The 25366-nt window shown below is 64.7% G+C and carries 20 protein-coding genes; 11 read left to right on the top strand and 9 right to left on the bottom strand.

The genetic code is table 11. The features are described 5' to 3' along the window. Positions 1-118: 118 nt before the first annotated feature. Both alaS and AAFG13_RS10930 read left to right on the top strand, forming a co-directional pair. A complete protein-coding gene (gene alaS, locus AAFG13_RS10935) occupies positions 119-2806 on the top strand; it encodes an alanine--tRNA ligase (protein ID WP_342712001.1) in 2688 nt (895 codons plus the stop codon). An 11-nt stretch (positions 2807-2817) separates the two neighbouring features. Beyond that, a complete protein-coding gene (locus AAFG13_RS10930) occupies positions 2818-4068 on the top strand; it encodes a cyclic nucleotide-gated ion channel (RefSeq protein ID WP_212310748.1) in 1251 nt (416 codons plus the stop codon). A 45-nt stretch (positions 4069-4113) separates the two neighbouring features. Here the strand turns inward: AAFG13_RS10930 and AAFG13_RS10925 are convergent, their stop codons facing one another. The 3 genes from AAFG13_RS10925 to AAFG13_RS10915 form a co-directional block, all read right to left on the bottom strand. Next, a complete protein-coding gene (locus AAFG13_RS10925) occupies positions 4114-4614 on the bottom strand; it encodes a DUF3455 domain-containing protein (protein WP_212309996.1) in 501 nt (166 codons plus the stop codon). A 37-nt stretch (positions 4615-4651) separates the two neighbouring features. Beyond that, positions 4652-5866, bottom strand: a complete 1215-nt coding sequence (locus AAFG13_RS10920) for an NADP-dependent isocitrate dehydrogenase (protein WP_092115336.1) — start codon at positions 5864-5866, stop codon at positions 4652-4654. A gap of 125 nt (positions 5867-5991) precedes the next feature. Then, positions 5992-7716, bottom strand: a complete 1725-nt coding sequence (locus AAFG13_RS10915; RefSeq protein ID WP_342712000.1) for an alpha/beta fold hydrolase — start codon at positions 7714-7716, stop codon at positions 5992-5994. 316 nt (positions 7717-8032) lie between these two features. Between AAFG13_RS10915 and AAFG13_RS10910 the strand changes: the two genes are divergently transcribed. After that, complete coding sequence (locus AAFG13_RS10910; RefSeq protein ID WP_342711999.1) at positions 8033-9232, top strand: TrmJ/YjtD family RNA methyltransferase; 1200 nt, start codon at positions 8033-8035, stop codon at positions 9230-9232. Positions 9233-9808: 576 nt separating this feature from the next. Continuing rightward, on the top strand, positions 9809-10654 hold the full coding sequence (locus AAFG13_RS10905; protein WP_342711998.1) for a cytochrome c: 846 nt from the start codon (positions 9809-9811) through the stop codon (positions 10652-10654). 35 nt (positions 10655-10689) lie between these two features. On the opposite strand, the gene AAFG13_RS10900 is transcribed toward AAFG13_RS10905, so the two are convergent. The 4 genes from AAFG13_RS10900 to AAFG13_RS10885 all read right to left on the bottom strand — a co-directional run bounded on the left by AAFG13_RS10900 (position 10690) and on the right by AAFG13_RS10885 (position 15181). Then, the gene (locus AAFG13_RS10900) at positions 10690-11460 is read right to left on the bottom strand and encodes a glucose 1-dehydrogenase (protein WP_342711997.1); all 771 of its coding nucleotides are present in this window, start codon (positions 11458-11460) and stop codon (positions 10690-10692) included. An 11-nt stretch (positions 11461-11471) separates the two neighbouring features. Beyond that, positions 11472-13136 carry a thiamine pyrophosphate-binding protein gene (locus tag AAFG13_RS10895; protein ID WP_342711996.1) on the bottom strand — a complete coding sequence of 555 codons (1665 nt, stop codon included), beginning with the start codon at positions 13134-13136 and terminating at the stop codon, positions 11472-11474. Positions 13137-13254: 118 nt separating this feature from the next. Continuing rightward, positions 13255-14478, bottom strand: coding sequence for an ABC transporter substrate-binding protein (locus AAFG13_RS10890; protein WP_342711995.1), 1224 nt, complete (start codon positions 14476-14478; stop codon positions 13255-13257). Between the two features lie 241 nt (positions 14479-14719). Next, a complete protein-coding gene (locus tag AAFG13_RS10885; protein ID WP_342711994.1) occupies positions 14720-15181 on the bottom strand; it encodes a PACE efflux transporter in 462 nt (153 codons plus the stop codon). A gap of 85 nt (positions 15182-15266) precedes the next feature. Here AAFG13_RS10885 and AAFG13_RS10880 point away from each other — a divergent pair, with 85 nt between their 5' ends. From AAFG13_RS10880 to AAFG13_RS10870, 3 genes are all read left to right on the top strand, one after another. Further along, positions 15267-16157, top strand: coding sequence for a LysR family transcriptional regulator (locus AAFG13_RS10880; RefSeq protein ID WP_342711993.1), 891 nt, complete (start codon positions 15267-15269; stop codon positions 16155-16157). 94 nt (positions 16158-16251) lie between these two features. After that, the gene (locus AAFG13_RS10875) at positions 16252-16980 is read left to right on the top strand and encodes an SDR family oxidoreductase (RefSeq protein ID WP_342711992.1); all 729 of its coding nucleotides are present in this window, start codon (positions 16252-16254) and stop codon (positions 16978-16980) included. 125 nt (positions 16981-17105) lie between these two features. After that, entirely contained in the window at positions 17106-18692 is a 1587-nt protein-coding gene (locus AAFG13_RS10870) for a tetratricopeptide repeat protein (protein ID WP_342711991.1), read from the top strand. A 37-nt stretch (positions 18693-18729) separates the two neighbouring features. Here the strand turns inward: AAFG13_RS10870 and AAFG13_RS10865 are convergent, their stop codons facing one another. Then, on the bottom strand, positions 18730-19947 hold the full coding sequence (locus AAFG13_RS10865) for a GGDEF domain-containing protein (protein WP_342711990.1): 1218 nt from the start codon (positions 19945-19947) through the stop codon (positions 18730-18732). A 253-nt stretch (positions 19948-20200) separates the two neighbouring features. After that, positions 20201-20860 (bottom strand): TetR/AcrR family transcriptional regulator, encoded by a 660-nt coding sequence (locus AAFG13_RS10860; RefSeq protein WP_342713317.1) that lies wholly within the window; start codon positions 20858-20860, stop codon positions 20201-20203. Positions 20861-21127: 267 nt separating this feature from the next. On the opposite strand from AAFG13_RS10860, the gene AAFG13_RS10855 reads away from it, so the two are divergent. The 4 genes from AAFG13_RS10855 (at position 21128) to AAFG13_RS10840 (ending at position 25335) form a co-directional block, all read left to right on the top strand. Beyond that, a complete protein-coding gene (locus tag AAFG13_RS10855) occupies positions 21128-21670 on the top strand; it encodes an OsmC family protein (RefSeq protein WP_097675679.1) in 543 nt (180 codons plus the stop codon). 35 nt (positions 21671-21705) lie between these two features. Next, positions 21706-22833 (top strand): acyl-CoA dehydrogenase family protein, encoded by a 1128-nt coding sequence (locus tag AAFG13_RS10850; protein WP_212309987.1) that lies wholly within the window; start codon positions 21706-21708, stop codon positions 22831-22833. Between the two features lie 125 nt (positions 22834-22958). Then, positions 22959-23837 carry a sulfurtransferase gene (locus AAFG13_RS10845; protein ID WP_212309986.1) on the top strand — a complete coding sequence of 293 codons (879 nt, stop codon included), beginning with the start codon at positions 22959-22961 and terminating at the stop codon, positions 23835-23837. Positions 23838-23943: 106 nt separating this feature from the next. After that, entirely contained in the window at positions 23944-25335 is a 1392-nt protein-coding gene (locus tag AAFG13_RS10840; RefSeq protein ID WP_342711989.1) for a CmpA/NrtA family ABC transporter substrate-binding protein, read from the top strand. Positions 25336-25366: the final 31 nt, after the last annotated feature.

Genomic DNA, 25366 nt, shown 5'->3' with positions numbered 1-25366 from the left:
AAGCCCATGATCCGCCTGCACAGTTTCTGGACACCGCAGCTGGCAATGTCTAAAAGCGTTCGGCCGGAAAATGACGCCTTTTTGCGGCTGGCCGGCCCCTTTTTCCGATTGGATGAACATGAGCAGCGTCAACGACATCAGGTCGACATTTCTGAACTTCTTCAAGGAGAACGGCCACGAGATCGTGGCGTCGTCGCCGCTGGTTCCGCGCAACGACCCGACCTTGATGTTCACCAATGCCGGCATGGTGCAGTTCAAGAACGTCTTCACCGGTGTCGAGAAGCGCAGCTATCAGCGCGCCACGACGTCGCAGAAGTGCGTGCGCGCCGGCGGCAAGCATAACGACCTCGACAATGTCGGCTACACCGCGCGCCATCTCACTTTCTTCGAGATGCTCGGCAACTTCTCGTTCGGCGACTACTTCAAAGAGCGCGCGATCGAGCTCGCGTGGAATCTGATCACCAAGGATTTCGGGCTGAAGAAGGACAAGCTTCTCGTCACCGTCTACCACACCGACGACGAGGCGGCCGGCTACTGGAAGAAGATCGCAGGGTTCTCGGATGACCGCATCATCCGCATCCCGACTTCAGACAATTTCTGGGCGATGGGCGATACCGGCCCGTGCGGTCCGTGCTCCGAGATCTTCATCGATCGCGGCGAGCACATCTGGGGCGGACCTCCGGGCAGCCCGGAGGAGGACGGTGATCGCTTCCTCGAATTCTGGAACCTGGTGTTCATGCAGTACGAGCAGGTGACGAAGGAAGAGCGCGTGGCGCTGCCGCGTCCCTCGATCGACACCGGCATGGGGCTGGAGCGCATGGCCTGCATCCTGCAGGGCGTCGAGAGCGTGTTCGAGACCGATCTGTTCCGCCATCTGATCGATGCGGCCGCATCGGCCCTCGGCCATGGGCCGAACGAGCAGAACGTGGCGTCGTATCGGGTGATGGCCGACCATCTGCGCTCCTCGGCGTTCCTGATCGCCGACGGCGTACTGCCGTCGAACGAGGGCCGCGGCTATGTGCTGCGCCGGATCATGCGCCGCGCGATGCGTCACGCACAGCTCTTGGGCGCGAGCGAGCCGCTGATGCATCGCCTGGTCTGGGCGCTGGTCCGCGAGATGGGCCAGGCCTATCCGGACCTGGTGCGCGCGGAGAAGCTGATCGAGGAGACGCTGCAGCTGGAAGAGACCCGCTTCCGCAAGACGCTGGTGCGCGGCCTGTCGATCCTCGATGAGAAGAGCGCCGGCCTCAAGAAGGGCGACATGTTCGACGGCGACACCGCGTTCACGCTGTACGACACTTATGGCTTCCCGTTGGACCTGACACAGGACGCGCTGAAGTCGCGCGGCATCAGCGTGGACCAGGCATCGTTCACCGATGCGATGAACCGCCAGCGCGAGAAGGCGCGCGCTTCCTGGGCAGGCTCTGGCGAGGCGGCGACCGAGACCATCTGGTTCCCGCTGCGCGAGAAGCTCGGCGCAACCGAATTCCTTGGCTATGAGACCGAGAGCGCGGAAGGCGTGGTGACGGCGCTGGTCAAGGACGGCGCCGAGGTCGACGGCCTCGAGGCCGGCGAGAGCGGCGCGATCGTGCTGAACCAGACGCCGTTCTATGCCGAGTCCGGTGGTCAGGTCGGCGACGTCGGCATCCTCACGGGCGAGGGCGTCAAATTCCGCGTCACCGACATGCAGAAGAAGGCCGGCGACCTGTTCGTGCATGTCGGCACGGTGGAGCAGGGCACGCTGAACGTCGGCACCGCCCTGCAGCTCGAGGTCGACCACGCCAGGCGTTCGTCGATCCGCGCCAACCACTCGGCGACGCATCTGCTGCATGAGGCGCTGCGCCAGGTGCTCGGCGATCACATCGCGCAGCGCGGCTCGCTGGTCGCGCCCGATCGCCTGCGCTTCGATTTCGTGCATCCGAAGCCGATCACGCCGGAAGAGCTCGCCCGGGTCGAGGACATCGCCAACGACGTCGTGCTCGAGAATGACGAGGTGACGACCCGCGTCATGGGTGTCGACGACGCCCGCGAGGCCGGTGCGCGCGCACTGTTCGGCGAGAAGTATGGCGACGAGGTTCGCGTCGTCTCGATGGGCAAGAGCGCCCGCGAGCACGGCCAGAACGCGCTCGGCTGGTCGGTCGAGCTCTGCGGCGGCACCCACGTCCGCCGCACCGGCGACATCGGCCTGATTTCGGTGACCAGCGAGAGCGCGGTCGCCTCCGGCGTCCGCCGCATCGAGGCGCTGACCGGACATCATGCGCGCAAGCACGCCAATGACACCATGACGCTGGCGAAGACCGCGGCGGCCGAGCTGCGCACTACGATCGAGGATGTGCCGGCGCGCATCGCGACTCTGATGGAGGAGCGCAAGAAGCTCGAGCGCGACCTGTCGGATGCCCGCAAGAAGCTCGCGATGGGCGGCGGAGCGTCGTCGAACGGCGCGGCCTCCGGCGTTCGCGAGGTCGGCAACGTCAAGCTGCTCGCGCGCGCGGTCGAAGGCGTCGAGACCAAGGACCTGAAGAGCCTGGTCGACGATGGCAAGAAGCAGATTGGCTCCGGCGTGGTCGCGATCGTCGGCGTCACCGAGGACGGCAAGGCCGGCATCGTGGTCGGCGTCACCGCTGACTTGACCTCGCGCTTCAACGCGGTCGAGCTGGTTCGCAAGGGCTCCGAAGTGCTCGGCGGCAAGGGCGGCGGCGGCCGGCCCGACATGGCGCAGGCTGGTGGGCCCGACGGCGCCAAGGCCGATGCCGCGCTATCGGCGATCGAGCAGGCCATGACTCAACAGGCATCGGCCGGCGCCTGACGGAGAGGCTGATCGTGGCGACGGCTCCGGGTAGGCCCACGATCAGCGATCCCGGACTGCGGGAGCGTCTCTACGAGCTGCTCGAGCAGGACCACCTGCCATATTCGGTCGGCGCGCGATTTGTCCGGCTTGTCGTCGCGATCATCACCGTCGACGTGCTGGCGGCGATCCTGGCGTCGGTGCCCGAGATCGATGCCCAGTTCTGGTGGCTGTTCACGGCGATCGAGATCACCGCGGTGACCGCCTTCGCGCTGGAATATGCCGCGCGGCTCTGGAGCGTGGTCGGCCGCTCGCTGCGCGACATGACGCCGTTGCAGGCGCGGTTGGAATACGCCTGCTCGGCGCTCGGCGTGATCGACCTGCTCGCCTTCCTGCCGTCGGCCATCGCGCTTGCGATCGGTGACAAGACCGCGCTGGTGCTGTTCGGCATGCTGCCGTTCCTCAAGCTGGTGCGCTATTCGACCGCGATGCGCTCGCTGCTGGCGGCGCTGCATGCCGAGCGGCGCACGCTGTTCGGCTGCGTCGTGATCCTGACCGGTGCGGTGCTGCTGTTCGCCTCGCTGCTCTATGCGATCGAGCACAAGGTGCAGCCGGACAAGTTCGGCACCATGCCGCAGGCGATGTGGTGGGCGATCGTGACGCTCGGCACCGTCGGTTACGGCGATGTCGTCCCGGTGACGCCACTCGGCCGGATGGTCACGGTGGTTGCGATCGTGGTCGGCTTTGCGATGATCGCACTGCCTGTCGCGATCGTCTCGACGGCGTTCGCCGATGAGGTGCGGCGCCGCGACTTCGTCGTGACCTGGGGCATGTTGGCGCGGGTGCCGCTGTTCTCGCATCTCAACGCCGCCGAGATCGCCGACATCATGCGGCTCTTGCGGTCGCAGACCATCGAGGCCGGCGAGGTGCTGGTGCGGCGTGGCGATCCGGCGTCGTCGATGTATTTCATCACCGCCGGCGAGGTCGAGATCGACCTGCCGAGCCAGCGGGTGCGGCTTGCCGACGGCTCGTTCTTCGGTGAGATCGCCCTGCTCAGGCGGACCAACCGTTCCGGCACGGTGACGGCGACGCGGAAGGCCAAGCTGCTGCTGCTCGATGCGCAGGACTTCCATGCCCTGATCGAGCGGATGCCGGCGCTCGCCGCGCATGTCAGGGAGACGGCGGAGGCGCGACTCGCCGATCCGCTCGCGGCCGGTGGCGACCTTGCCGCCAGCGAGATCGCCCAGGCGCCGAACGAGACCGACGGCGGCATCCGCGACTAGAGCATTTCGGTTCTGATTGAATCAGAACCTTCGCTCGAAAACGCTCTAGTCTCTCCGCAGGAACACGTAATCCGCCGAATACGCCGCGCTCTTCAGTGCGCCTGATTTGTCGCAGGCGCCGCTGAGCTCGCCGCCCGAGGTGTTGATCCGCTGCACGGTCGCAACGCTCGTGAGCAGGCCGTTGCCGCGGTGGGAGATCACCTCGAGCTTCAGCCAGGGAATGTCCGCTGGCGTTGCGCCGGGCGCGCTGCCGGCGGTGCGAGCGGTCACGGCGCTGCCGTCGACATGCTCCCAGTTCGGACCGGCATAGTGCCGGCCGACGGTGCGGCCACCGGCGATCAGGGTGGCAACCGGTTCGCGGAACGACCAGGCGAGCTTGCCGTCGGTGACCGGCTTGCACTCATAGACCTGCACGCCCTCGGCATGGGCGGTGAGGACCGCGGTCTCGTCGGGCGCCGCAACGGGGGTGGGGAGCGGATCGGCAGCGAGTGCCGCCGATCCGGTCAGCAACAAGGATGCGAGCGTCACCCGGCCGGGAAAGGTCATGGTCACGCTCGCTATTGTGTTCGGCAACAGGCGGCCGTTAGGCCGCCATCGCCTTTCCGAGATTCTCGGCGACCTTGTCGAGGAAGCCGGTGGTGGAGAGCCAGCGTTGGTCGGCGCCGACCAGGAGCGCGAGGTCCTTGGTCATGTAGCCCTCTTCGACGGTCGCGACGCAGACCTTCTCCAGGGTGGTGGCGAACTTCGCCAGTTCCGGGTTGTTGTCGAGCTTGGCGCGGTGCGCGAGGCCACGGGTCCAGGCGAAGATCGACGCGATCGAGTTGGTCGAGGTCTCCTTGCCCTTCTGGTGCTCGCGGTAATGGCGGGTCACGGTGCCGTGGGCGGCTTCGGCTTCCACCGTCTTGCCGTCCGGGGTGAGCAGCACCGAGGTCATCAGGCCGAGCGAGCCGTAGCCCTGGGCCACGGTGTCGGACTGCACGTCGCCGTCATAGTTCTTGCAGGCCCAGACATAGCCGCCGGACCATTTCAGCGCCGAGGCGACCATGTCGTCGATCAGGCGGTGCTCATAGGTCAGGCCCTTGGCCTCGAATTCCTTCTTGAACTCGCGGTCGTAGATGTCCTGGAAGATGTCCTTGAAGCGGCCGTCATAGACCTTGAGGATGGTGTTCTTGGTCGAGAGGTAGACCGGGTAGTTGCGCAGTAGGCCGTAGTTGAGCGAGGCGCGGGCGAAATCGATGATGGAGTCGTCGAGATTGTACATCTCCATCGCGACGCCGGCGCCGGGTGCCTTGAACACTTCCCGCTCGATCACGGTGCCGTCCTCGCCGACGAACTTCAGCGACAGCGTGCCCTTGCCGGGGAACTTGATGTCGGTGGCGCGGTACTGGTCGCCATAGGCGTGGCGGCCGATGATGATCGGCTTGGTCCAGCCGGGAACCAGGCGCGGCACGTTCTTGCAGATGATCGGCTCGCGGAAGATCACGCCGCCGAGGATGTTGCGGATGGTGCCGTTCGGCGACTTCCACATCTGCTTCAGGCCGAACTCCTTCACCCGGGCCTCGTCGGGGGTGATGGTGGCGCATTTGACGCCGACGCCGACCTTCTTGATGGCTTCGGCAGCGTCGATGGTCACCTGGTCATTGGTCTCATCGCGGTATTCCATGCCCAGATCGAAATAGAGCAGTTCGACATCCAGGAACGGGTTGATCAGCTTGTCCTTGATGTACTGCCAGATGATCCGGGTCATCTCGTCGCCATCGAGCTCGACGACGGGGTTGGATACCTTGATTTTTGCCATGACGGGGAGGCCTTCTTGGGAACGGCGCGCTTTTGACGGCGGGGGGTGGAATACGCCTGCGCTATAGCACCGCCCGGGGACGGGCGGAAGCGCACCGGTTATGCACTTTCAGCCCATCTTTTCACCTAAAATGGGACCTGCGTGGCGGTCCCGGCCACGATGTACCAGGTCACGAACAGGCCCGCGATCAGGGCTCCCGGCAGGCTCGATCCGGTCCGCCGCCAGGTGAAGGTCGCGATCACGGCGACGATTGCCAGGAGCGGCACGAACTGGATCGCGACGATGGTCGAGAGCGGCACGAAACCCGGGTCCGGGATCGGGTTGAACAGCTTTCCGGTCAGCCACAGCGTGCCGTATTGCAGCACCAGCAACACGATGAAACCGAGCGTCAGCGCCAGGATGTTGGTCAGATAGAGTGCCGCGCGCGGGGCGCCCATGGTCGAGAAATTCCGGTGCAGCATGTGGAGCGCCACCACGAAAAACGCCGTGAACGGAATCAGATAGATCAGGAAGATGAGGAATTGCTTCGCGCTCATCAATTTGAGTGCGACGATCCAGAATCTGAAGTCGATCTTGAAGGCGAGGTCGGCGAGCCAGAGCGCGGCGTAGCCGACCGCAACCGAGGCCACCGCGATCACGACGGATTGACCGATGAGGCCGGCCCGGCTGGCGCGCTTCGGGACGAACCACATCAGCGCCAGCGTGATCAGGCCGTTGATGATGGCCCAGACCAGGATCTGGTTGGTGATGCCCTGCGGCAGGAACGCGCTCGGGGTCACGAAGGTGCCGCCCAGCGCAAGGGCCGGATAATAGGTCAGCGCCGGGATGAGGGCGGACAGAGTGAACGCCGCGGTCCAGCGCCGGCCTTTGGCGGCCTCGTGCGGCATGGTGCCGTCGGCAACCGCCGGCAGCCGCAGGCGCGAGAACATCGGTGCCTCCAGCAGCCCGTCGAACGTCCCGATCACAAGGGCAACGAAGCCGAGCAGCGCGATCAGGGTGCCGATCTCCTTGCGGAACCAGATCTGGTCGTCGACCGGACGAGGGGTGCCGCCCTTCAACGTCTTGGCGAACCAGTCGAGGCTGTCGCCGATCGCCTCATGCGAGATGTGCTCGGCCGGATGGGTCATCGCCGGGGTGTACAGCACCCGCGCGGAGCCGTTGGCCGGATCGCCATAGACCTTGCCCGGTTCGATCGCGCCTTGCGTGCCGAACAGCGCCCAGAGCTTCGGGCTCATGGTGACGTCGCGGGCGAGGTCGACGCCCCACATCAGCTCGGGGAATTCCTCGTACTGGGCGAACACCAGCGCGGTGTTGCGCGGCCAGCTCGCGGTGCCCTCGGCGGCGAACGGCTTGCCGGTGGACGAGCCCTCCAGCACCATCGACTTGTAGTCGTTGGGCTGAGCTGCGGCCGCCGCCAGCACGGTCCAGCCCCCCATCGAATGGCCCTCGAGCCCGATGTTCTCCTTGTCGACGAATGGCAGGCTGCGGAGATAGGCAAGACCGTCAGGTCCGCCAAAACCGTTGGCGAAGGAGGGCGGGTCGCTATAGCCGTGGCCGGTCTGGTCGAGCGCCAGCACGACATAACCGCGGCGCGCGAACTCGATGGCGAAGCCGTCCTGGGTCTCGCGCGAATTGATGTAGCCGTGCACGGCGAGGATGCCGGGCGCCGGGATCTGCGGCGTCGCATTCGGCGGGACGTAGAGCAGGGCACTCATCGTGTTGCCCTTGGCGCCCTTGAACCTGACATCGTCGATCCGGACGCCGCCTGCGGTCTGTGTGAGGTGGGCGAGCAGGCCCCCCGCCACGATCAAGACCACGCCCACAATCGCCAGCGTCCATCTGCCCCGCATCGTCCCCCCCAAGTGCTTCGACCCAAGTGCCTCGCCGTTCAAGCGGCGTCTCAAGCGTGCCTTTACAGCTTCGCTTTGGTTGTGGTTGATAGCCTATCCGAAGGCGAAGCGCGCGCAAGCGGCAGTCTTCGCTCCGTGCGATTGGGATTCCGATTGAGGATTCGCAAACGCCGCTAACCCTGTTATCTCCTTGGAGAAAATGGTCCCGCGCAAAACCGGTGCAAAGCTGGTTGCGCCGCCCTGCATGAGAGTTTGAATCAGCCGCTTCGGAAGCTGATTCAAAATCTTCAGATGTTGAATCAGAAAGTGAAGTGAGATGTCCGGCACCGACAAGACCAAGGCAGGGCACGACCTTGCCGGTCCCGTCGTCATCCTGGTAGAGCCGCAGCTTGGCGAGAACATCGGCATGGCCGCGCGCGCGATGGGCAACTTCGCGCTGACCCGGATGCGCATCGTCAATCCGCGTGACGGCTGGCCGAATGTCGCCGCGCAACGCGCCGCCGCCGGCGCCGACCACATCATCGGTTCCGTCGAGCTGTTCGACACGGTCGAGCAGGCGATCGCCGATCTCACGCTGGTGTTCGCGACCACCGCGCGCGCCCACGACCAGGCCAAGCCGGTGGTCGGGCCGGAAGGCGCGGCAAACCAGATCGTCGGCCATGTCGCCTCCGGCGGCGGGGCCGGCATCCTGTTCGGGCGGGAGCGCTCCGGCCTGACCAATGAGGAAGTCGCGCTCGCCAACCGCATCATCACCTTTCCGGTCAATCCGGGCTTCGCCTCGCTCAACCTGGCGCAGGCGGTGCTGCTGATGGGGTATGAATGGTTCAAGCTTTCGACCGCGGGCGCGCTGCCGTTCGCGATGCCGGAGCGGTCCGAGCCGGCCTCCCAGCACCAGATGCAGGCGTTCTTCGACAACCTCGTCGCCGAGCTCGACAAGGTCGAGTTCCTGCGGCCGGCCGAGAAGCGCGACACCATGCTGGTGAACCTGCGCAACATCTTCACCCGGATGGATCCGACCAAACAGGACATGCACACGCTCCATGGAGTCGTGATGGCGATCGCCGAGGGCCGCAAGGGCCCGGCCAAGGGCGGCGTGCTCGACGGCGCGCAGGCGACCCGGCTGCGGGCGCTGCTCGCCGAGCAGGGAGGGGGCGGTGCCGCCGCCGACAACTCCAGCACCGTGCGCGGCCTCGCCCGGCTGCTCCGCCGCAACCCGACCGACGCCGAGCGGATCCTGTGGCAGGCGCTGACGCGGGACCGCCGCTTCGCCGGCCAGTTCAAGCGCCAGACCCCGGTCGGCCGTCACATCCCCGACTTCGTCTCCTTCGTGCACCGGCTCGCGATCGAGCTGGTCAACGCTGGCGAGAGCGACGCCATCGCCGCCGACCGCGCCAATCGCCGCGCCTGGCTCGAGGCGCGCGACTATCGGGTGGTCGATATGCAGGTGGCCAATGTCGAGCGCGACCTCGACGGCGAGCTGGCGCGGCTGGAGGGGAGCTTGCAGCAGGAGCGGTGAGCTTTCGCCGGCTGAGAGTCTGATGGCGTCGAGATCGATCGCGGGCCTCTCCACACGTCGTCCTGGCGAAAGCCAGGACCCATAACCACCGCATTCGGTGATGATCGGGATCGCGGCCCCAGCGTCGCGCAACAATTGAGATTTGGGGTAATGTGTCCCGGCCCGCGCCGGGACGACACTGAATTTGTTGCGCCACTTGTGAGTCACGCATCCGGGGCGCGGCCCTTCTGTTTGCCTGCTGACCTGCACCAGTTCTCGAGCAGTAGCGATTGGTCGGCGAGGTGTTGATCCCGATAACCAGCGCCTCGTATGTCGGAATGGTCATGCTGCCTTCTCAAGCGCGTGAAATCTGTTAGATTTTGCCTGGCCAGCCCTCCGGCAATCGGATCTGTAGAAGAGAGGGCTGCGATCGTACCATCGATCCGCGCGCGGCATTTCTTGCGCGCCAGCTACGTAATTTTGCACATGGCCTTCGCACCGTTGAACACCGGTGTGCACATTTCGCTGACGTACGTTTTTGAAGCCAGAAATCGATCTGAGTCCTATCGCAATACTTAATTAATTGGAGGCGTCGTCATGATCCGCATCGGATCGCTAGCGCTCGTTGTCGGCGTGCTATTGACCGGCCCGGTCAGCGCAGAATCGGAATTGGTCGCGCGCGGTGATTACCTCGTCAATGGCATCCTGACCTGCGGCAATTGCCACACTCCGAAGGGACCGTCAGGGGAGATCAGCGACAAGGCTTTTTCCGGCGGCGCGTCATGGGATGAGCCACCGTTCAAGGTGACGGCCCCGAACATCACCCAAGACACGGAAACCGGCATCGGCAATTACACCGACGCCGAACTCAGACAATTGCTGCGCAAGGGCATCAAGCGCAACGGCGCGCGGGTCGCCATGATCATGCCGAGCGGCTTCTACGAGATCATGACTGATCGCGATCTCGATGCGGTGATCGCTTATCTGCGCACGATCAAGCCGATCAGGAATGCGGTGCCGGAGCCGGTCTACAAGATGGCACAAGGACATCCTGTTCCCCCGGGCGGTGAAGGCCCGTACACCGAAGCGATGTTGGGCGACAAGGTGCAGCAGGGATTCTACCTTGCCACGATTGCCCACTGTATGGAGTGCCACACCCCGATGGGCCCGCAAGGGCGAGAATTTGCAACCAGCATGGGCACCGGCGGCGGCAAGTTTCATGGACCTTGGGGCGTCTCGGTTTCTCGGAACATCAGCTCCAGCAAGACGAAAGGCATTGGCAGCTGGACTGATGACGAGATCAAACGTGCCATCACGCAGGGCGTCAGCAAGGACGGCAGCAAGCTCAATCCGCCGATGGGCTTCCATTACTACGCCACTATGTCAGCTGCCGATCTCGACGCCATTGTCGCCTATCTGCGCACGGTGCCGCCAAAGGAATAGCCTGAAAGCCGCGCCGCGCCCCGCTGAAGCGCACCTCAGGCGGCGCTGTAGCCGCCGTCGACCACCTGCGATGCGCCTGTCATGAAGGACGCCTTGTCCGAGCACATCCAGACCACGGCCTCCGCGATTTCCTCTGGTACCCCCAGGCGACGTGCGGGCACCTTGGCGATGATCTCGTCGTAACGTTCGTCCATCGTCTCCTTGGTCATCGGCGTCTTGATGTATCCCGGATTGACGCAGTTTACGCGGATGCCGTCCTGGGCGTATTCGATCGCAGCAGACTTGGTCAGCCCGACGACGCCGTGCTTGGTCGCGACATAGTGGGCCGACGTGGCAAGGCCGACCAGCCCGGCGATCGAGGCGGTGTTGACGATCGCGCCGCCGCCGCCCTGCCTCAGCATCTGCGCGACCTCGTATTTCAGGCACAGGAACACGCCCATCAGATTCACCGAAAACATCTTCGCCACCGAGGGCAGCGTGAGCTCATGGATGCGCTGGCCGGGCGGGCCGACGGAGCGCCCGGCCACGCCGGCATTGTTGAACGCGCAATCGATGCGCCCGAACGCCGACACCGTGCTTGCCACCATGTTGGCGACATCGGCCTCGTCGGTGACGTCGCCCTGGATCGCGATCGACTGGCCGCCTGCGGCGTTGATGAGCGCGACCGTCTGTTCGATTCCATCCTTCGAGAGATCCGACACCGCGACGCGCGCGCCTTCGCGCGCCATGGCAATCGCTGTTGCCCGGCCAATGCCGGAGCCGCCGCCCGTCACCAACGCAGCCTTCCCGTCCAGAATGCCTGCCATCAGAAGCTCCTCTAGCGCTTGCCTTCGATTGCGATCTCGACGAGGTACGGGCGCTGCGCCGCGACAGCCTTTGCGACTGCGCCGGCGATGTCGTCCGCCTTCTCGACCCTGACCGCCTCGACGCCCATGCCGGCCGCGAGATGCACGAAGTCGAGCGCGGGACCGGTGATATCCATGTTCTGATAGGGATGCTGGGTGCCGGCTTCGAAGTTCTGTCGCCAGACGTCCACATTGTGCTTGAGAATGCGGTACTCGCGGTTCGCCAGCACCACGAACACGATCGCGAGCTTGTGGTGCGCGGCGGTCCATAGCGCCTGGATCGCATACATCGCCGAGCCGTCGCCGGAGATCGCGACAACGGGACGATCCGGCATCGCGACCTTGACGCCGATCGCGCCGGCAAGACCCTGGCCGATGCCGCCGCCACGTCCGCCGAAATAATCGCCGAAGCCGCGATAGTCGAAGGCGCGCGCGAGATCGAGGCTCGCCGTGATGCTCTCATCGACGATGACCACATCGTCAGGCAGCCCGCGACGCAGTTCCGCGGTGACGCGCGGCATCGAGCTCGGCTCGCGGTTCCAGCTCTTCTCAACGCGCGCGCGATAGGCTTCCTTCTCTTTCGCTTGCAGTTCGGCCAGCGCTGCGTTGCGGGTTTGCGCAGCCTGCCTGAAGTCCGCGCTCGCCTTGGCACGCAGCGCTTCCGTCAATGCACTGATGCTGACGGCGATGTCACCGACGATGCCGGCATCGAGCCGGTTGTTGAGCGCGAGACGCTCGGTTGAGGCTTCGATCTGGAGCACGGACGCGCCGTGGGGAGCGTGGTTATCAGGCGCAAACCAGATGTCCTCGAAGAACGGGCCGCCGATCAGCAGCACGAGATCGGTATCGCCGAGCACCTTGCGCACCTGCCGGGCGTCGCCAGGGAGCGACTGACGATAGCTCGGATGGCTGGTCGGGAAGGGCGCGTGATGCCGCAACCCTTCGAACCAAACGGTCGCACCGATCGTTTCCGCAAGTGCGACCAACGCCTGCTCGCCGCCGGATCTCGCGACGTCATCGCCGGCGATGATGGCTGGATTACCTGACTTCAGAAGCAGCGCGACCAGCGCTTCGATGCCTGCCGGATCGGGGCGTGTCGACCGCCACAGATTGTCCGGCGTCGATGCATCGACCGCGGTCTCCTGATCCATGACGTCGATCGGGAGCGATACGAACACCGGGCCTTGCGGCGCATCGGTCGCCACCTTGAACGCGCGGCGCACGATCGGAGCGATCTCGTCGGCGCGCTCGATCTGAACGCTCCACTTTGTCACGGGCGCTGCCATCGCAACGAGGTCGTGGCCGAGCAGCGGATTGTTGAGCCGCATACGCGTGTCCTGCTGACCCGCCGTCACGACCACGGGCGAATTCGCTTTCAGCGCGCCATAGAGCGAACCGATACCGTTGCCAAGGCCGGGCGCGACGTGCAGGTTGGCAACGGTGACGCGTCCCGATGCCTGCGCATAGAAGCTGGCGGCGCTGACGGCGACGCCTTCATGCAGCGCCATGATGTATTCGAGTTGGGGGAATGCCGGCAGGCTGTCGAGCAGCGGCGTTTCGGTCGTGCCGGGATTGCCGAAGATGTGACGCACGCCGTGCGACACGAAGGATGCCATCAGCACACGGCGTCCACGCATTCACTTCCTCCCGGTTGGCTCGGATCTGTTTCGCGCATCATCGGCCGATGAAAGGCCGATGGCAACTGCGAGACGGTTCGCGCATGCGGCGCTGGTTTTCGCGGAACGCCGTGGACGATCAAGCCTTCGAGATGCCGCTGTCGATCACGGGGCCCAGCGGCTCGTAACGTTCGCCGCTGAAGCGCGTCAGTTGCAGTTGCTCGAGCGGATAATAGTCGGTCGGCGAGGTGTTGATCTTGATGCCCGGCAGCAGCATGTCGGATTCGACATCCCTGAGATTTGCCGCCTGCTTGATGATGTTTTCCGACGAGACGTCGTCGCCGCACTGCTTGAGCACCTGAACCAGAATCTGGCTGGTGAGATAGCCGGTGACCGCATAGATGTCGTTCCTGGCCGCGGCCGGATCGTATTTGTCGAGGAAGGCACGCCATTTCTGGATGGCGGGATCGCTGTCCCAGGCGGCATCGACGGGATCCTTCAGATAGGCGCTGGAAATGATCCCCTTGGACACGTCGAAGCCTGCGGCCTTCAGTGTCGAGCCGGCGGAGGAAGCGTTGTTGCCGATGTAATGCGCCGGCTGCCAGCCGAGTTCGGCGATCTTCTTGATGCCTTGCGCGGCGAATTTCGGCGTGGTCATGCTCATGAACACGTTGGCGCCGGCGGATTTGCAGCGGACCACCTGGCTGTCGATGGTAGGATCCGCGGTCTCATAGGACAGCTCCGCCACGATTGCAGAGGTCTTGGCACCAAGTCCGTCCTTGAAACCCTTCAGCACGTCGCGCCCGAAATCGTCGTTCTGGTAGACGATGCCGATCTTGGGGTCGTTCTGAGTCGACAGGACATGCTGCGCGAAGGCCCGGCCCTCGATCTGGTAGCAGGGCTGGAAACCCATCGTGTAGGGGAAGTTCTTGTAGTCGCCGAACTTGGTGGCGCCCGAGGCGATGAAGAGGTGCGGGACCTTCTTCTGGTTCATGTACTTCATGATCGCCGCGTTGGTCGGTGCACCGAGCGGCGCAAACAGCACATCGATCTCGTCGCCTTCGACCAGCTTGCGCGCCTGCTCGACGGTTTTGGCCGGGCTGTAGGCGTCGTCATAGGTGATGTACTTGATCATGCGGCCGTTGATGCCGCCTTGCTCGTTGATCATCTTGAAATAGCCGCCGGGCGTGCGGCCGATCGACGAATAGACCGCAGCCGGTCCCGAATAGGCGTCGATGTTGCCGATCACGATCTCGGTCTTGCCCTTGGCAATCGCGGGCTTGCCGAGCAGCAGCGTGGCCGATGTGGCAGCAGTGCCCTTGATGAGATGACGGCGGGTGAGCTGGGGCGAGTTGCTGGTCAATGTAGTCCTCCGCTTCTTCTTGTTGGCCGTTTTGGCATTGTTGGCCGTTTGGCAGCCTCTGACGGGCATGTCGGCTTCAAGCATCGTACCGCGCCCGAACCGGATCAAGCCAGTGTATGAGCGCGGCACAGCGGAACTTGTGCGCAGTCGCTACCATTAGGAATATTGCTGCGGTGTCAGGGTCCGGCGCGGCGCGACAGATCAAATGATCCGAAGCGCCGCGCCGGGGCACCTAGGCCGATCAGGCCGGGAGGGCCCGGCTTGCCGTGCGACCGTGCGCGCTGAGCTCGCGCACCGGAAACACGCGGTCGTAAGCGATGTTGAAGACGAACGCGTAGACCAGATAGAACGCGACGATCGAGATATCCATCATCAGCGCGGCCCACAGTGAGACGCCGAGATACCAGGCGACGAACGGGATCAGCAGCACGATCAGGCCGGCCTCGAACAGCATCGCGTGCGCGACACGGATCGGCATCGTCTTGATGACACGGCCGGTGACGCGGACCAGCGCGTGGTCGAAGCCGAGATTGAACAGCAAGTTCCAGATCGTCGCCACCGTCGCCGAGACGACGCCGATGACGCCCATATGGGCGACCGGCTGATTGAACAGCCAGGCGGCCGCCGGCGTGAAGATGGCGATACCGATCAGTTCGAACAGGACTGCGTGCCTGATCCGGTCGGAGAAGGAACGCATAGACATTTTGAAACCCTTTCTGTCGTTGTGACCGGGTTTCTATCTGATATTGTGGGATTAGAAAGTTAGATAATATCTGGAAAAGAGATAGATGGCCGTCTCCATGGACCAGCTCGAATCCTTCGTGGCGGCGGCCGAGCAGGGCTCGTTCTCCGGTGCGGCACGGCTGCTGAAGAAAGCCCAATCGGCCGTCAGCACCCACGTCGCCAATCTGGAGATCGACCTCGGGATTGCGCTGTTCGATCGGACCGGGCGCAACCCGGTGCTGACCGAAGCCGGGGCGCGGCTGTTGCCGGAAGCAAGACTGATCCTCGATCGTCGCGAGCATCTGATCGGTGTTGCCAGCAGTTTCGAGGCGCATGTCGAGAAGCGGCTGGTGGCGGCGATCGACGAGCTCTATCCGGAGAGCGCGGTCGGCGAGCTGTTTGCGGAATTCGCCAAGCGCTTTCCTCATGTCGAAGTGGAGCTGCTGTTTCCGATCATGGAGGACGTCAGCCGCCTCGTGCTCGACGGCAAGGCCGATGTCGGCGTGATGTGGCGGCAGGAGCATCTGCCGCCCGAACTCGGCTTCAAGACCATCGGCTGGGTGCCGCTGCAACTCGTCTGCGGCAAGAACCATCCGCTGGCGCATGGGCGGGTGGATTGGGAGGAGCTGAAGCGGCATCGCCAGATCATGGTCACGGTGCGCAACGAAGGTACCGAGCGGCACCGGCTCCGTGTCGCAGCGGAGGTGTGGTGGGTCGAGAGTCACTGGGTGATCCTGCAGATCCTCAAGCAGGGCGTCGGCTGGGCGCTGATCCCGGCCCACATCATGGCGAGCTCGCAAATTGCCGACGAACTGGCCGTTCCCGAACTGGAATTCGACGAGGGCGCGCATCCCGTCGCGCTCGAGGTGGTCTGGCACAAGCAGCGGCCGGCCGGACCGGCGGCAAAATGGCTGCGTCGCCGCTTCGCTACGCGACCGCCAATGCTCCGCATGTGACAGACATGCGCGCCGCCGTTCATCGCATGGGAGCTGACATCGCGGCCGCGATGTGTTGCCATGCGTGCCGCACTGACCGGACAGGGTGGAGACGATGGCGAAGCAATTGGAAGGCAAGGTCGCGGCCGTGACCGGGGCGGCGTCAGGCATTGGACTTGCGAGCAGCGAGGCGATGCTGGCTGCGGGCGCGCGCGTGGTGATGGTCGACCGCGACGCGGCCGCGCTGCAAGCGCTCGCCGGCAAGCATGGCGATGCGGTGATCCCGCTGGTCATCGACCTGCTCGACCCGAAAGCCTGCGCGACGCTGCTGCCAAAAATCCTCGAGAAGGCCGGCCAGCTCGACATCCTGCACGCCAATGCGGGGATCTATGTCGGCGGCGATCTCGTCGATGCCGACACCAGCGCGATCGACCGGATGTTGAACCTCAACGTCAACGTCGTGATGAAGAACGTGCACGACGTGCTGCCGCACATGATCGCGCGCGGCACCGGCGACATCATCGTGACGAGCTCGCTCGCCGCGCATTTCCCGACGCCGTGGGAGCCGGTCTATGCGTCGTCGAAATGGGCGATCAACTGCTTCGTGCAGACGGTGCGGCGCCAGGTGTTCAAGCACGGCATCCGCGTCGGCTCGATCTCGCCCGGGCCCGTGATCAGCGCGCTGCTCGCGGACTGGCCGACGGAGAAGCTCGAGGAGGCCAAGGCGGCGGGCAGCCTGCTGGAGGCGAGCGAAGTCGCCGAGGTCGTGATGTTCATGCTGACCCGGCCGCGCGGCATGACCATCCGCGACGTCGTGATGCTGCCGACGAACTTCGATCTGTAGCGCGGCGGCTTCGCGCGTTGCCGCGCGGAGCACGTCACCAACTCGCCCGTTGCCGCTTAAGCAACGGAGGGTTGTGTTGCAAGCGCGAGCTTTGCTAATAGTCCCTAGTGGGCGCGGGGGACGACGTGACGAAACAGTTGAAGTGTGTATTCGCCGCCAAGGCGTTGATGATGGTGCTTGGCGTGTTGCTGGCGCCAATTCCAACGGTCCGCGCCCAGTCTTCGCAGGCGGCCAAATGCAACGGGACCGCAAATATCAGCCCGGATGATCGCATCGCAGGTTGCACGGCCGTGATCGAGGCGACACCAGGCAATCTGCAAGGTACGACCTTTGCCTATTTTCGGCGGGCCATGTTCCTGCTTGAAAAGGGCGAGGTGGACCGGGCAATCGCAGACTACACGCATGTCATCGAGCACGATTCGAACAATCAGATCGCCTTCGTGCGCAGGGCATGGGCGTACCAACGGAAGGGCGATGTCGATGAGGCACTTACCGACTTCGGCAGAGCGGTAGAACTCAATCCAAAGGATGCCTACGCGTACCTGGGACGGGCTGGCGCCCATATCATGAAAAGAGACGCCGACCGCGCAATCGCCGATTATGGGCAGGTGCTTCTCATTCATCCGGCCAATGTCGCCGCATATCTCGGCCGCGCGCTGGCCTACGACTTCAAGGGCGAACCGGACCGTGCCATCGCCGACTGCAATCGCGCGATCGAGATCAGCCCGGAGCGGGGCGCTGGCGCCGGGCTCATCTGCCGCGCCAGGGTGCGTATCACCAACGGCGATTTTGCACTTGGGCTGGCCGACCTCAACCAGGCCATCCAGTTCAATCCAAAGGACGCCGGTGCGTACCTGACACGCGCCGCCGCCCATATAATGAGGAGGGATATCGATAGCGCGATCGCCGACTACAGCCAGGTCATTGCACTTCATCCGGACAATGTCGACGCCTATGTCGGTCGCGGACGGGCCTACGACTTCAAGGACGAACCGGACCGTGCCCTTGCCGACTGCGATCGGGCGATCGCGATCGGCGGGCAGCGCGGGGCGGCTGCTGGGCTGCTCTGTCGTGGCCACGCGCACGTCGCCAAGGGTGATTTTGAGCTTGCCTTGGCAGACTTTGATCAGGTTATCCAGCTTAGTCCGAAAACTCCCGGACCCTATGAAGGCCGTGCCGCCGTGTTTCTCGCGCGTGGCGACCTCGAACGCGCGCTATCCGATATCAAGCAGGGGATCCAGCTGGCTCCAGATGCCCCCGGTCTCTACCGTGTGGCCGCGGTCGCTCATTTCCAGGGCGGCCTCTTGCCGGAGGCGCGCGACGATCTCGTCCGCGCAGGCGAGCTCGACCGGAAAAATCTCTACACGCAGCTTTGGCTCGACCTCGTGCGCCAGAAGACCGGCCAACCGAGCGGACTTGATGAGGCCTCCGGGCGGCTTGACCTGTCGAATTGGCCGGCGCCGATCGTTCGCCTGTTCCTCGGCGCTACAACGCTGGAGGATGTCGTGAAGGCCGCCGACGATGCCAATCAGGTCAGGATGCGAGGGCAGCTCTGCGAAGCGTATTTCTATGGTGGTGAGCTGGCGCTGGCGAAAGGTGCGACTGACGAGGCCGTGCGGCTGCTTCGCCTCGCCGTGGACGGATGCCCGAAGACCTACGTCGAATGGGCGCCAGCCAATGCCGAATTGCGCAAGCTCGACACAAGACACTGACGGCGTTTGCCGGTTGCTGGGCCTGCCGGATTTCGTCTCAGGCGGCGCCGCGATCGAGAGCCGGCGTGGGGTCCATTTTCGTCAGCCGGCGCAGCGCCGCGACATTGGTGGCGACGGACGCCATGCGGCACTGTGCCTTGCCGTCCGATTTGGCTTCGTAGAGCGCGGCATCGGCAACGGCCAGGAGCTCCTCGGCCTCGGTGCCGTGCTCGGGCGACACGGCGACGCCGACACTGACGCCGACCTTGGCGAAGATGCCGTCGGCGAGCCGGTACGGCATCGTGACGGCCTGGATGATGCGCTGGCCGATCCCGAGCGCCTGCTCGGCGGTGGCGCCGTTCGCCAGCACCACGAATTCATCGCCGCCGAGCCGCGCGATCACCGCGGTCTCGGGCAGAGCGCGCCGCAGCCGCTCGGCGGCCAGCATCAGGACCTGGTCGCCGGCCGCATGGCCATAGGTGTCGTTGACCGGCTTGAAACTGTCGAGGTCGAGGAACAGCAGCGCGAACGGCCTGCCATGTCCGGCCGGAGCCGCGAGCTTCGTATTCAGCGCGGCGACGAAACCGGCGCGATTGCGCAGGCCGGTCAGGGTGTCGTGATGGGCAAGATGACCGTTCTCGCGCTCGGCGCGCATGGTCGCGATCAGCATCTTGTTGAGGCGGAAGGCCGCGACCGTCATCGCCGCGAGATACATCGGCACCTGCAGGAACACGATGAACAGCAGCGGCTCGCCGGCCAGCGCCGCGCCCGGGACGATCGGACCGAGGCTGAGCAGGATCATGGTTCCGGCAAGGCGCGGGGCGCTGAAGTTGCGGAAGCAGATGCCGCCGACCATCGCCGCCGCCGACAGCGCGGCCAGCATCGCAACCACCCAATCGCCGCTTGCGAGGCTGATCAGGATGCCGAAGCCGACGCTGGCGCTCCAGGCGACCGCGAGGACGAGGTGCAGGTCGGTCGGCGTCGGCCGCCCTTCGCGTGCCGCGCGATGCGCAGCCACGAGCACCGTCAGTCGCGAGAGGCAGATGACGAGTTCGAGGATGACCCAGGCGATGAACGGCGCGGTCGGCTCGCGGATCGCAATCACGGCTGCGACGGCGACCGTATTGACCGCGCCGGCCGCGAACACCGGCAGCGAGCCATAGAGATCCCCGATCAGCGCCGAGCGGATGTCATCGGGCACGCCCGGACCCGCATCGGCGAGCCAGCGCGTCACGCCCCAGCGCGGCTGGCTGTATCGTCCTTTTTCGGACTGCATTGTTCTTGCCCCGTACTTTCACGTGGCAACTGACCCGGCCGGAGCTAACAGGCGTTTAAGGCCGCGGCGGATCGCCCGGTGTGATTGACGACAGGTAAATCCGGCGGGCGATCGCGCCGCCGAATACCGATGCCGGAGGCTGCGATGCGGCCGTTGGTCGCGACGGTCCGTTCGGCCGGCGGTTGAGTTTCGGGCGGGCGTGCCGATCAAGGCGGGCAACGAGGTGATCGGGGGCGTCGCTCCATCGCGGCGCCTAGACTGCCATAAGTTCGTCCGCGCGGCCCGTGCGCTTCGCCTTCTTCAGCTTGGCCGGCGCGAACAGATTGCTGGCGGCGAGGCCCGCGGTGTCGGCGACACCGGGATCGCACGACACCATGGCGGCGACGATGGCGCCGTCGATCAACAGCGCGAGCTGGTGCGCGAGCACGGCCGGTTCGGTCGCGCCCATCTCGCCGGCGAGCTTCTCGATATGCGCCAGCACCACCTTCTTGTGCTTCAGCGCGATGTTGCGGAACTGCTTGGCGTCCTTGTCGTGCTCGGCGACCGCGTTGATGAAGGGGCAGCCGTAGAAGCGCTCCTCGGCGAACCAGCTCTTCAGGGCGGGGAAGATCCGTGCCAGCTTGGTCTGCGGATCGCCGCCGCCGGCCTCGATCGCGCCGATGAACCACTCGCGCCACTGCTTGCCTTCGCTTTCCAGCACGGCGTGGACCAGGTTGGTCTTCGAGCCGAACAGCTTGTAGAGCGTGGTCTTGGCGGTTCCGGCCTCGTCGATGATCGCATCGATGCCAGTGGCGTTGATGCCGTTCTTGCAGAACAGATGTGTCGCCGCGTTGAGCAGGCGGCCGCGCGCGGATTCGTCGTCGCCAACGGCGAACGCGGCGGCAGGTTTTTTCTTCGCAATCGATTTGACCATGCGCGGCAGTAAATCGGAGCGCGGCGAAATCATCAAGCCGCATCTTCACGGGGGCGGGCATGTGCGCCGTCCTGCGCTCAAAATAATCGCTGCGGCGCGGCAGATGCACCGCGTTTGAGCAGCCGCGCCCTGATCAATCCGCAGGCAGGCACAGCTAAGCGTCTGCGGGATTTCGCCTTTTGATTTGGGGCGGGACTGGCACGCTTCGTGCAGGAAACAGACCGTTCGGTATCCTGACCCAATCCATCGCTCCCAGGGAGAAAACTGATGACCGCTGTCGCTCAAAAAACCGCACTGACCGGCTGCCTCGCGCCGATCGATAGAGGCGGGCTCGAGCAGCTGATTGCCAACGGCAAGGCCAACCCGAAGGTCATCAAGACCTTGAAGTGCAGAACGGTGGCCGAGGGCAAGTTCCGTCATGCCAACTACATCCGCAACCTCGCGCCCTACATCGTCGATGAGCCGCCGGGCTTGCTCGGTGACGACACCGCGCCCAATCCGTCGGAGGCCTCGCTCGCCGCGCTCGGCTCCTGCCTTGCGGTCGGCCTGCACGCCAACGCGGTGCATCGCGGCTGGATCGTCAACAAGCTCGAACTCGAGCTCGAGGGCGATCTCAACATCACCGCGGTGTGGGGCACCGGCGACGTCAGCGAGAAGCCGGTCGGCTTCACCGATGTCCGCGTCAAGGTCGACATGGAATGCGAGGGTGTCGCGCAGACCGAGATCGACGCGCTGGTGGCGCATGTGAAGAAGTGGTCGCCGGTCGCCAACACCTTCACCCGCCCCGTCAATCTCGAGGTCAGCGCGTAAGGCTCGACCGGCAATTCAAGGTGCGGAGACCAACCATGGGTTCACTGGCTTTATCGCGGGTCGCAGCTCAAGATCCCGCACCGACGATCACGGACGAGGTCGCGCGCCTCGCCCGTCAGGAGCTGGCACCGCTCGCATCCGCGATCGATGCCGGCTCGGTCTATCCCGGCGAATTCCTACGCCGGCTCGGCAAGGTCGGCGCGTGGAGCAGCCACGTGCCGCAGGAGGGGCCTGCCGACCTGCGCTGGGCGATCCAGTCGATGGCCGCGCTTGGCGAGGTCTGCGGCGCCACCGCCTTCATGGCGTGGTGCCAGAACACGCTGGTCTGGTACGTCGCCAACTCCACCAACATGAAGCTCGCCGCGCGCTTCGGCAATTGCTTCTCCAGCGGGCGTGCGCTCGGCGGCACCGGGCTCTCCAACCCGATGAAGAGCTTCTTCGGCATCGAGCGGCTGAAGCTGAAAGGCCGCAAGGTCGATGGCGGCTACATTGTCCGCGGCGCGCTGCCCTGGGTGTCCAATCTCGGGCCCGACCATTACTTCGGCACGATCTTCGAGCGCGAGGACGAGGGCACCAACGGCGAGTCGGGCAGCACAGTGATGTTTCTTGCCGATTGCTCCGATCCCGCGATCACGCTGACGCCGTGCAAGCCGTTCCTGGCGATGGATGGCACCGGCACCTACGGCGTCCAGTTCCGCGACGTGTTCGTGCCGGACGAACTGATCCTGGCCGAGCCGGCTGCGCCGTTCGTCAAGAAGATCCGCGCCGGCTTCATCCTGCTGCAGGCCGGCATGGGCCTCGGGCTGATGAAGGATTGCATCAACATCATGGACGAGGTCCATGCACCGCTCGGTCACGTCAACCGCTATCTGCCGCAGCAGCCGCTGCAATTCCGCGAGCTCTATGCCGAGTTCGAGAAGGAGGCGATGACGCTGGCAAGCGATCCCTACAACACCGATGACAGCTATTGGCGCCGTGTCGTCGCGCTGCGCCTGCGGATCGGCGATGCCAGCGTCGCGTTCGCGCATGCGGCGATGCTCCATTGCGGCGCGCGCGGCTACCTGATGAGCCATCGCGCACAGCGCAGGCTGCGCGAAGCCTATTTCGTCGCGATCGTCACGCCCGCCACCAAGCAGCTGCGCAAGATGCTGGCGGACGGCTGAAGCATGATCCGGAAAAGTGGGAACCGGTTTTCCCTCGCGACAAACGCGGAACGCGTTTGCGCGGAGATCATGCTCAAACAGGTTCGGGACCACCACAACTGCAACCACAAACAGGAGAGGCTGCCATGACGGACGTTCTGATCACCGCCGGCGAACTTGCCGAGCTCGTCAAGAAAGAACCATGTGTCATCATCGACACGCGGAATCCGGATGCCTATGCGGCCGGCCATTTGCCCGGTGCCGTCAACGTGCATGACATCTTCACATTCCTAGCGACTTCGACGCCGGAAGGCATCCACGAGCTGAAGACCAAGTTCGCCGACGCGTTTGGCGCCGCCGGTCTCTCCGGCAAGGAGACCGCCGTGATCTACGAGCAGTCGATGAATTCCGGCTTCGGCCAGTCCTGCCGCGGCTATTACCTGCTGACGATGCTCGGCTATCCCAAGGTGAAGGTGCTGCATGGCGGCTTCGATGCCTGGAAAGCCGCCGATCTGCCGGTCACCACCGACGTGACGGTGCCGCCGAAGGCCTCCTTTGCGATCGTGCCGGAGGCCGGTGACATCATGATCGACGCCAAGGCAATGCTGGCCGCGGTCGGCAAGCCCGGCGTCGCAATCCTCGATGTGCGCGATGTCGACGAGTGGATCGGCGAGAGCTCCTCGCCCTACGGCAAGGATTTCTGCCCGCGCAAGGGCCGCATCCCCGGCGCCGTCTGGCTGGAATGGTACCGGATGATGAAGCCGACCGGCGAAGGCCCGCGCTTCAAGTCGAAGGACGAGATCCTGGCGGAGTGCGCCACCGTCGGCATCTCGCAGACCACGCCGGTCTATCTCTACTGCTTCAAGGGCGCGCGCGCCTCGAACACCTTCCTGGCGCTGAAGAACGCCGGCGTGAAGGACGTGCGGATGTACTTCGGCTCATGGAACGAATGGTCGCGCGACCCGTCGCTGCCGATCGATGAAGGCCTGCCGACCGCGGCTGTCGTCACGGACAAGGCGGCATAGAACCTGCATGTTTGTCGGCGTCCGGCGGCGCAAAACGCGGCCGGACGCCGATCAATGCACGGGATCGCGGAGCTCTTCTTGGTTCGGTGCGACAATGGGGCGCAGCATGTCTACCTTTGATGATCCCTTCGACGCCGACCGCGCGCTCCTGCGATCCGGCTGCGCCTGTGGCCGGCATCGCTCAGCCGCCGAGCATGTGCGTGCCGCGCGCACGCCGCGCTGCGAGCCGGTCGCCGATCTCAGCGAGCAGAAGCGCTACGAAGGCATCGTAGCGTCGGCGGTGATGCGGGCCGTGTTTCCGCAGGATGTCGCGCGCCGCGCCTTCCTGAAATCGGTTGGCGCTGCGACCGCGCTTGCCGCACTGTCGCAGTTCGTCCCGCTGAAGACGGCGACGGAGGCGTTCGCCGACGCCGGACCACCGGAGAAGAAGGATTTGAAGGTCGGCTTCATCCCGATCACCTGCGCCACTCCGATCATCATGGCGGCGCCGCTCGGCTTCTATGCCAGGCAGGGCCTCGACGTCGAGGTGGTGAAGACCGCCGGCTGGGCTGTCATTCGCGACAAGACCATCAACAAGGAATACGACGCTGCCCACATGCTGGCGCCGATGCCGATCGCGATCTCGCTCGGCCTTGGCGCCAACGCGATACCCTTCACCGTGCCCGCGATCGAGAACATCAACGGGCAGGGCATCACGCTTGCCATCAAGCACAAGGACAAGCGCGATCCGAAGGATTGGAAAGGCATGAAGTTCGCCATTCCGTTCGACTACTCCATGCACAATTATTTGCTGCGCTATTATCTCGCCGAGCACGGGCTCGATCCGGATACCGACGTGCAGCTCCGCTCGGTGCCGCCGCCGGAAATGGTCGCCAATCTGCGCGCCGACAACATCGACGGCTTCCTCGCGCCCGACAACATCTGCCAGCGCGCGATCTATGACGGTGTCGGCTTCCTGCACATCCTGTCCAAGGAGATCTGGGACGGCCATCCCTGCTGCAGCTTTGCCGCGAGCCGCGAATTCATCACGACGGCGCCGAACTCCTTCGCGGCGCTGACCCGCGCGATCGTGGACGCCACCGGCTTTGCTGCGAAGGCCGAGAACCGCAAGCAGATCGCGGAGGCGATCGCGCCGGCCAACTACATCAACGCGCCGGTGACGGTGCTGGAGCAGGTCCTGACCGGCACCTATGCCGACGGCCTCGGCGGCGTGAAGACCGATCCGAAACGCGTCGACTTCGATCCGTTCCCCTGGCAGTCCTTTGCGGTGTGGATGCTGACGCAGATGAAGCGCTGGGGCCAGATCAAGGGCGACGTCGACTACAAGGCGGTCGCCGAGCAGGTCTATCTCGCCACCGACACCAAGAAGGTGATGGCCGAGATGGGGCTCACGCCGCCGACGAGCTCGTACAAGTCGTTCTCGGTGATGGGCAAGACTTTCGATCCGGCCAAGCCCGACGATTATCTCGCGAGCTTCAAGATCAGGAAGTCGTCGTGAGGGGGCGCGCCTACCTATCCACGTCGTCCCG

The sequence above is a fragment of the Bradyrhizobium sp. B124 genome (genome assembly GCF_038967635.1).
GTDB lineage: Bacteria > Pseudomonadota > Alphaproteobacteria > Rhizobiales > Xanthobacteraceae > Bradyrhizobium.
This window is presented reverse-complemented; position numbering and strand designations above follow the sequence as displayed.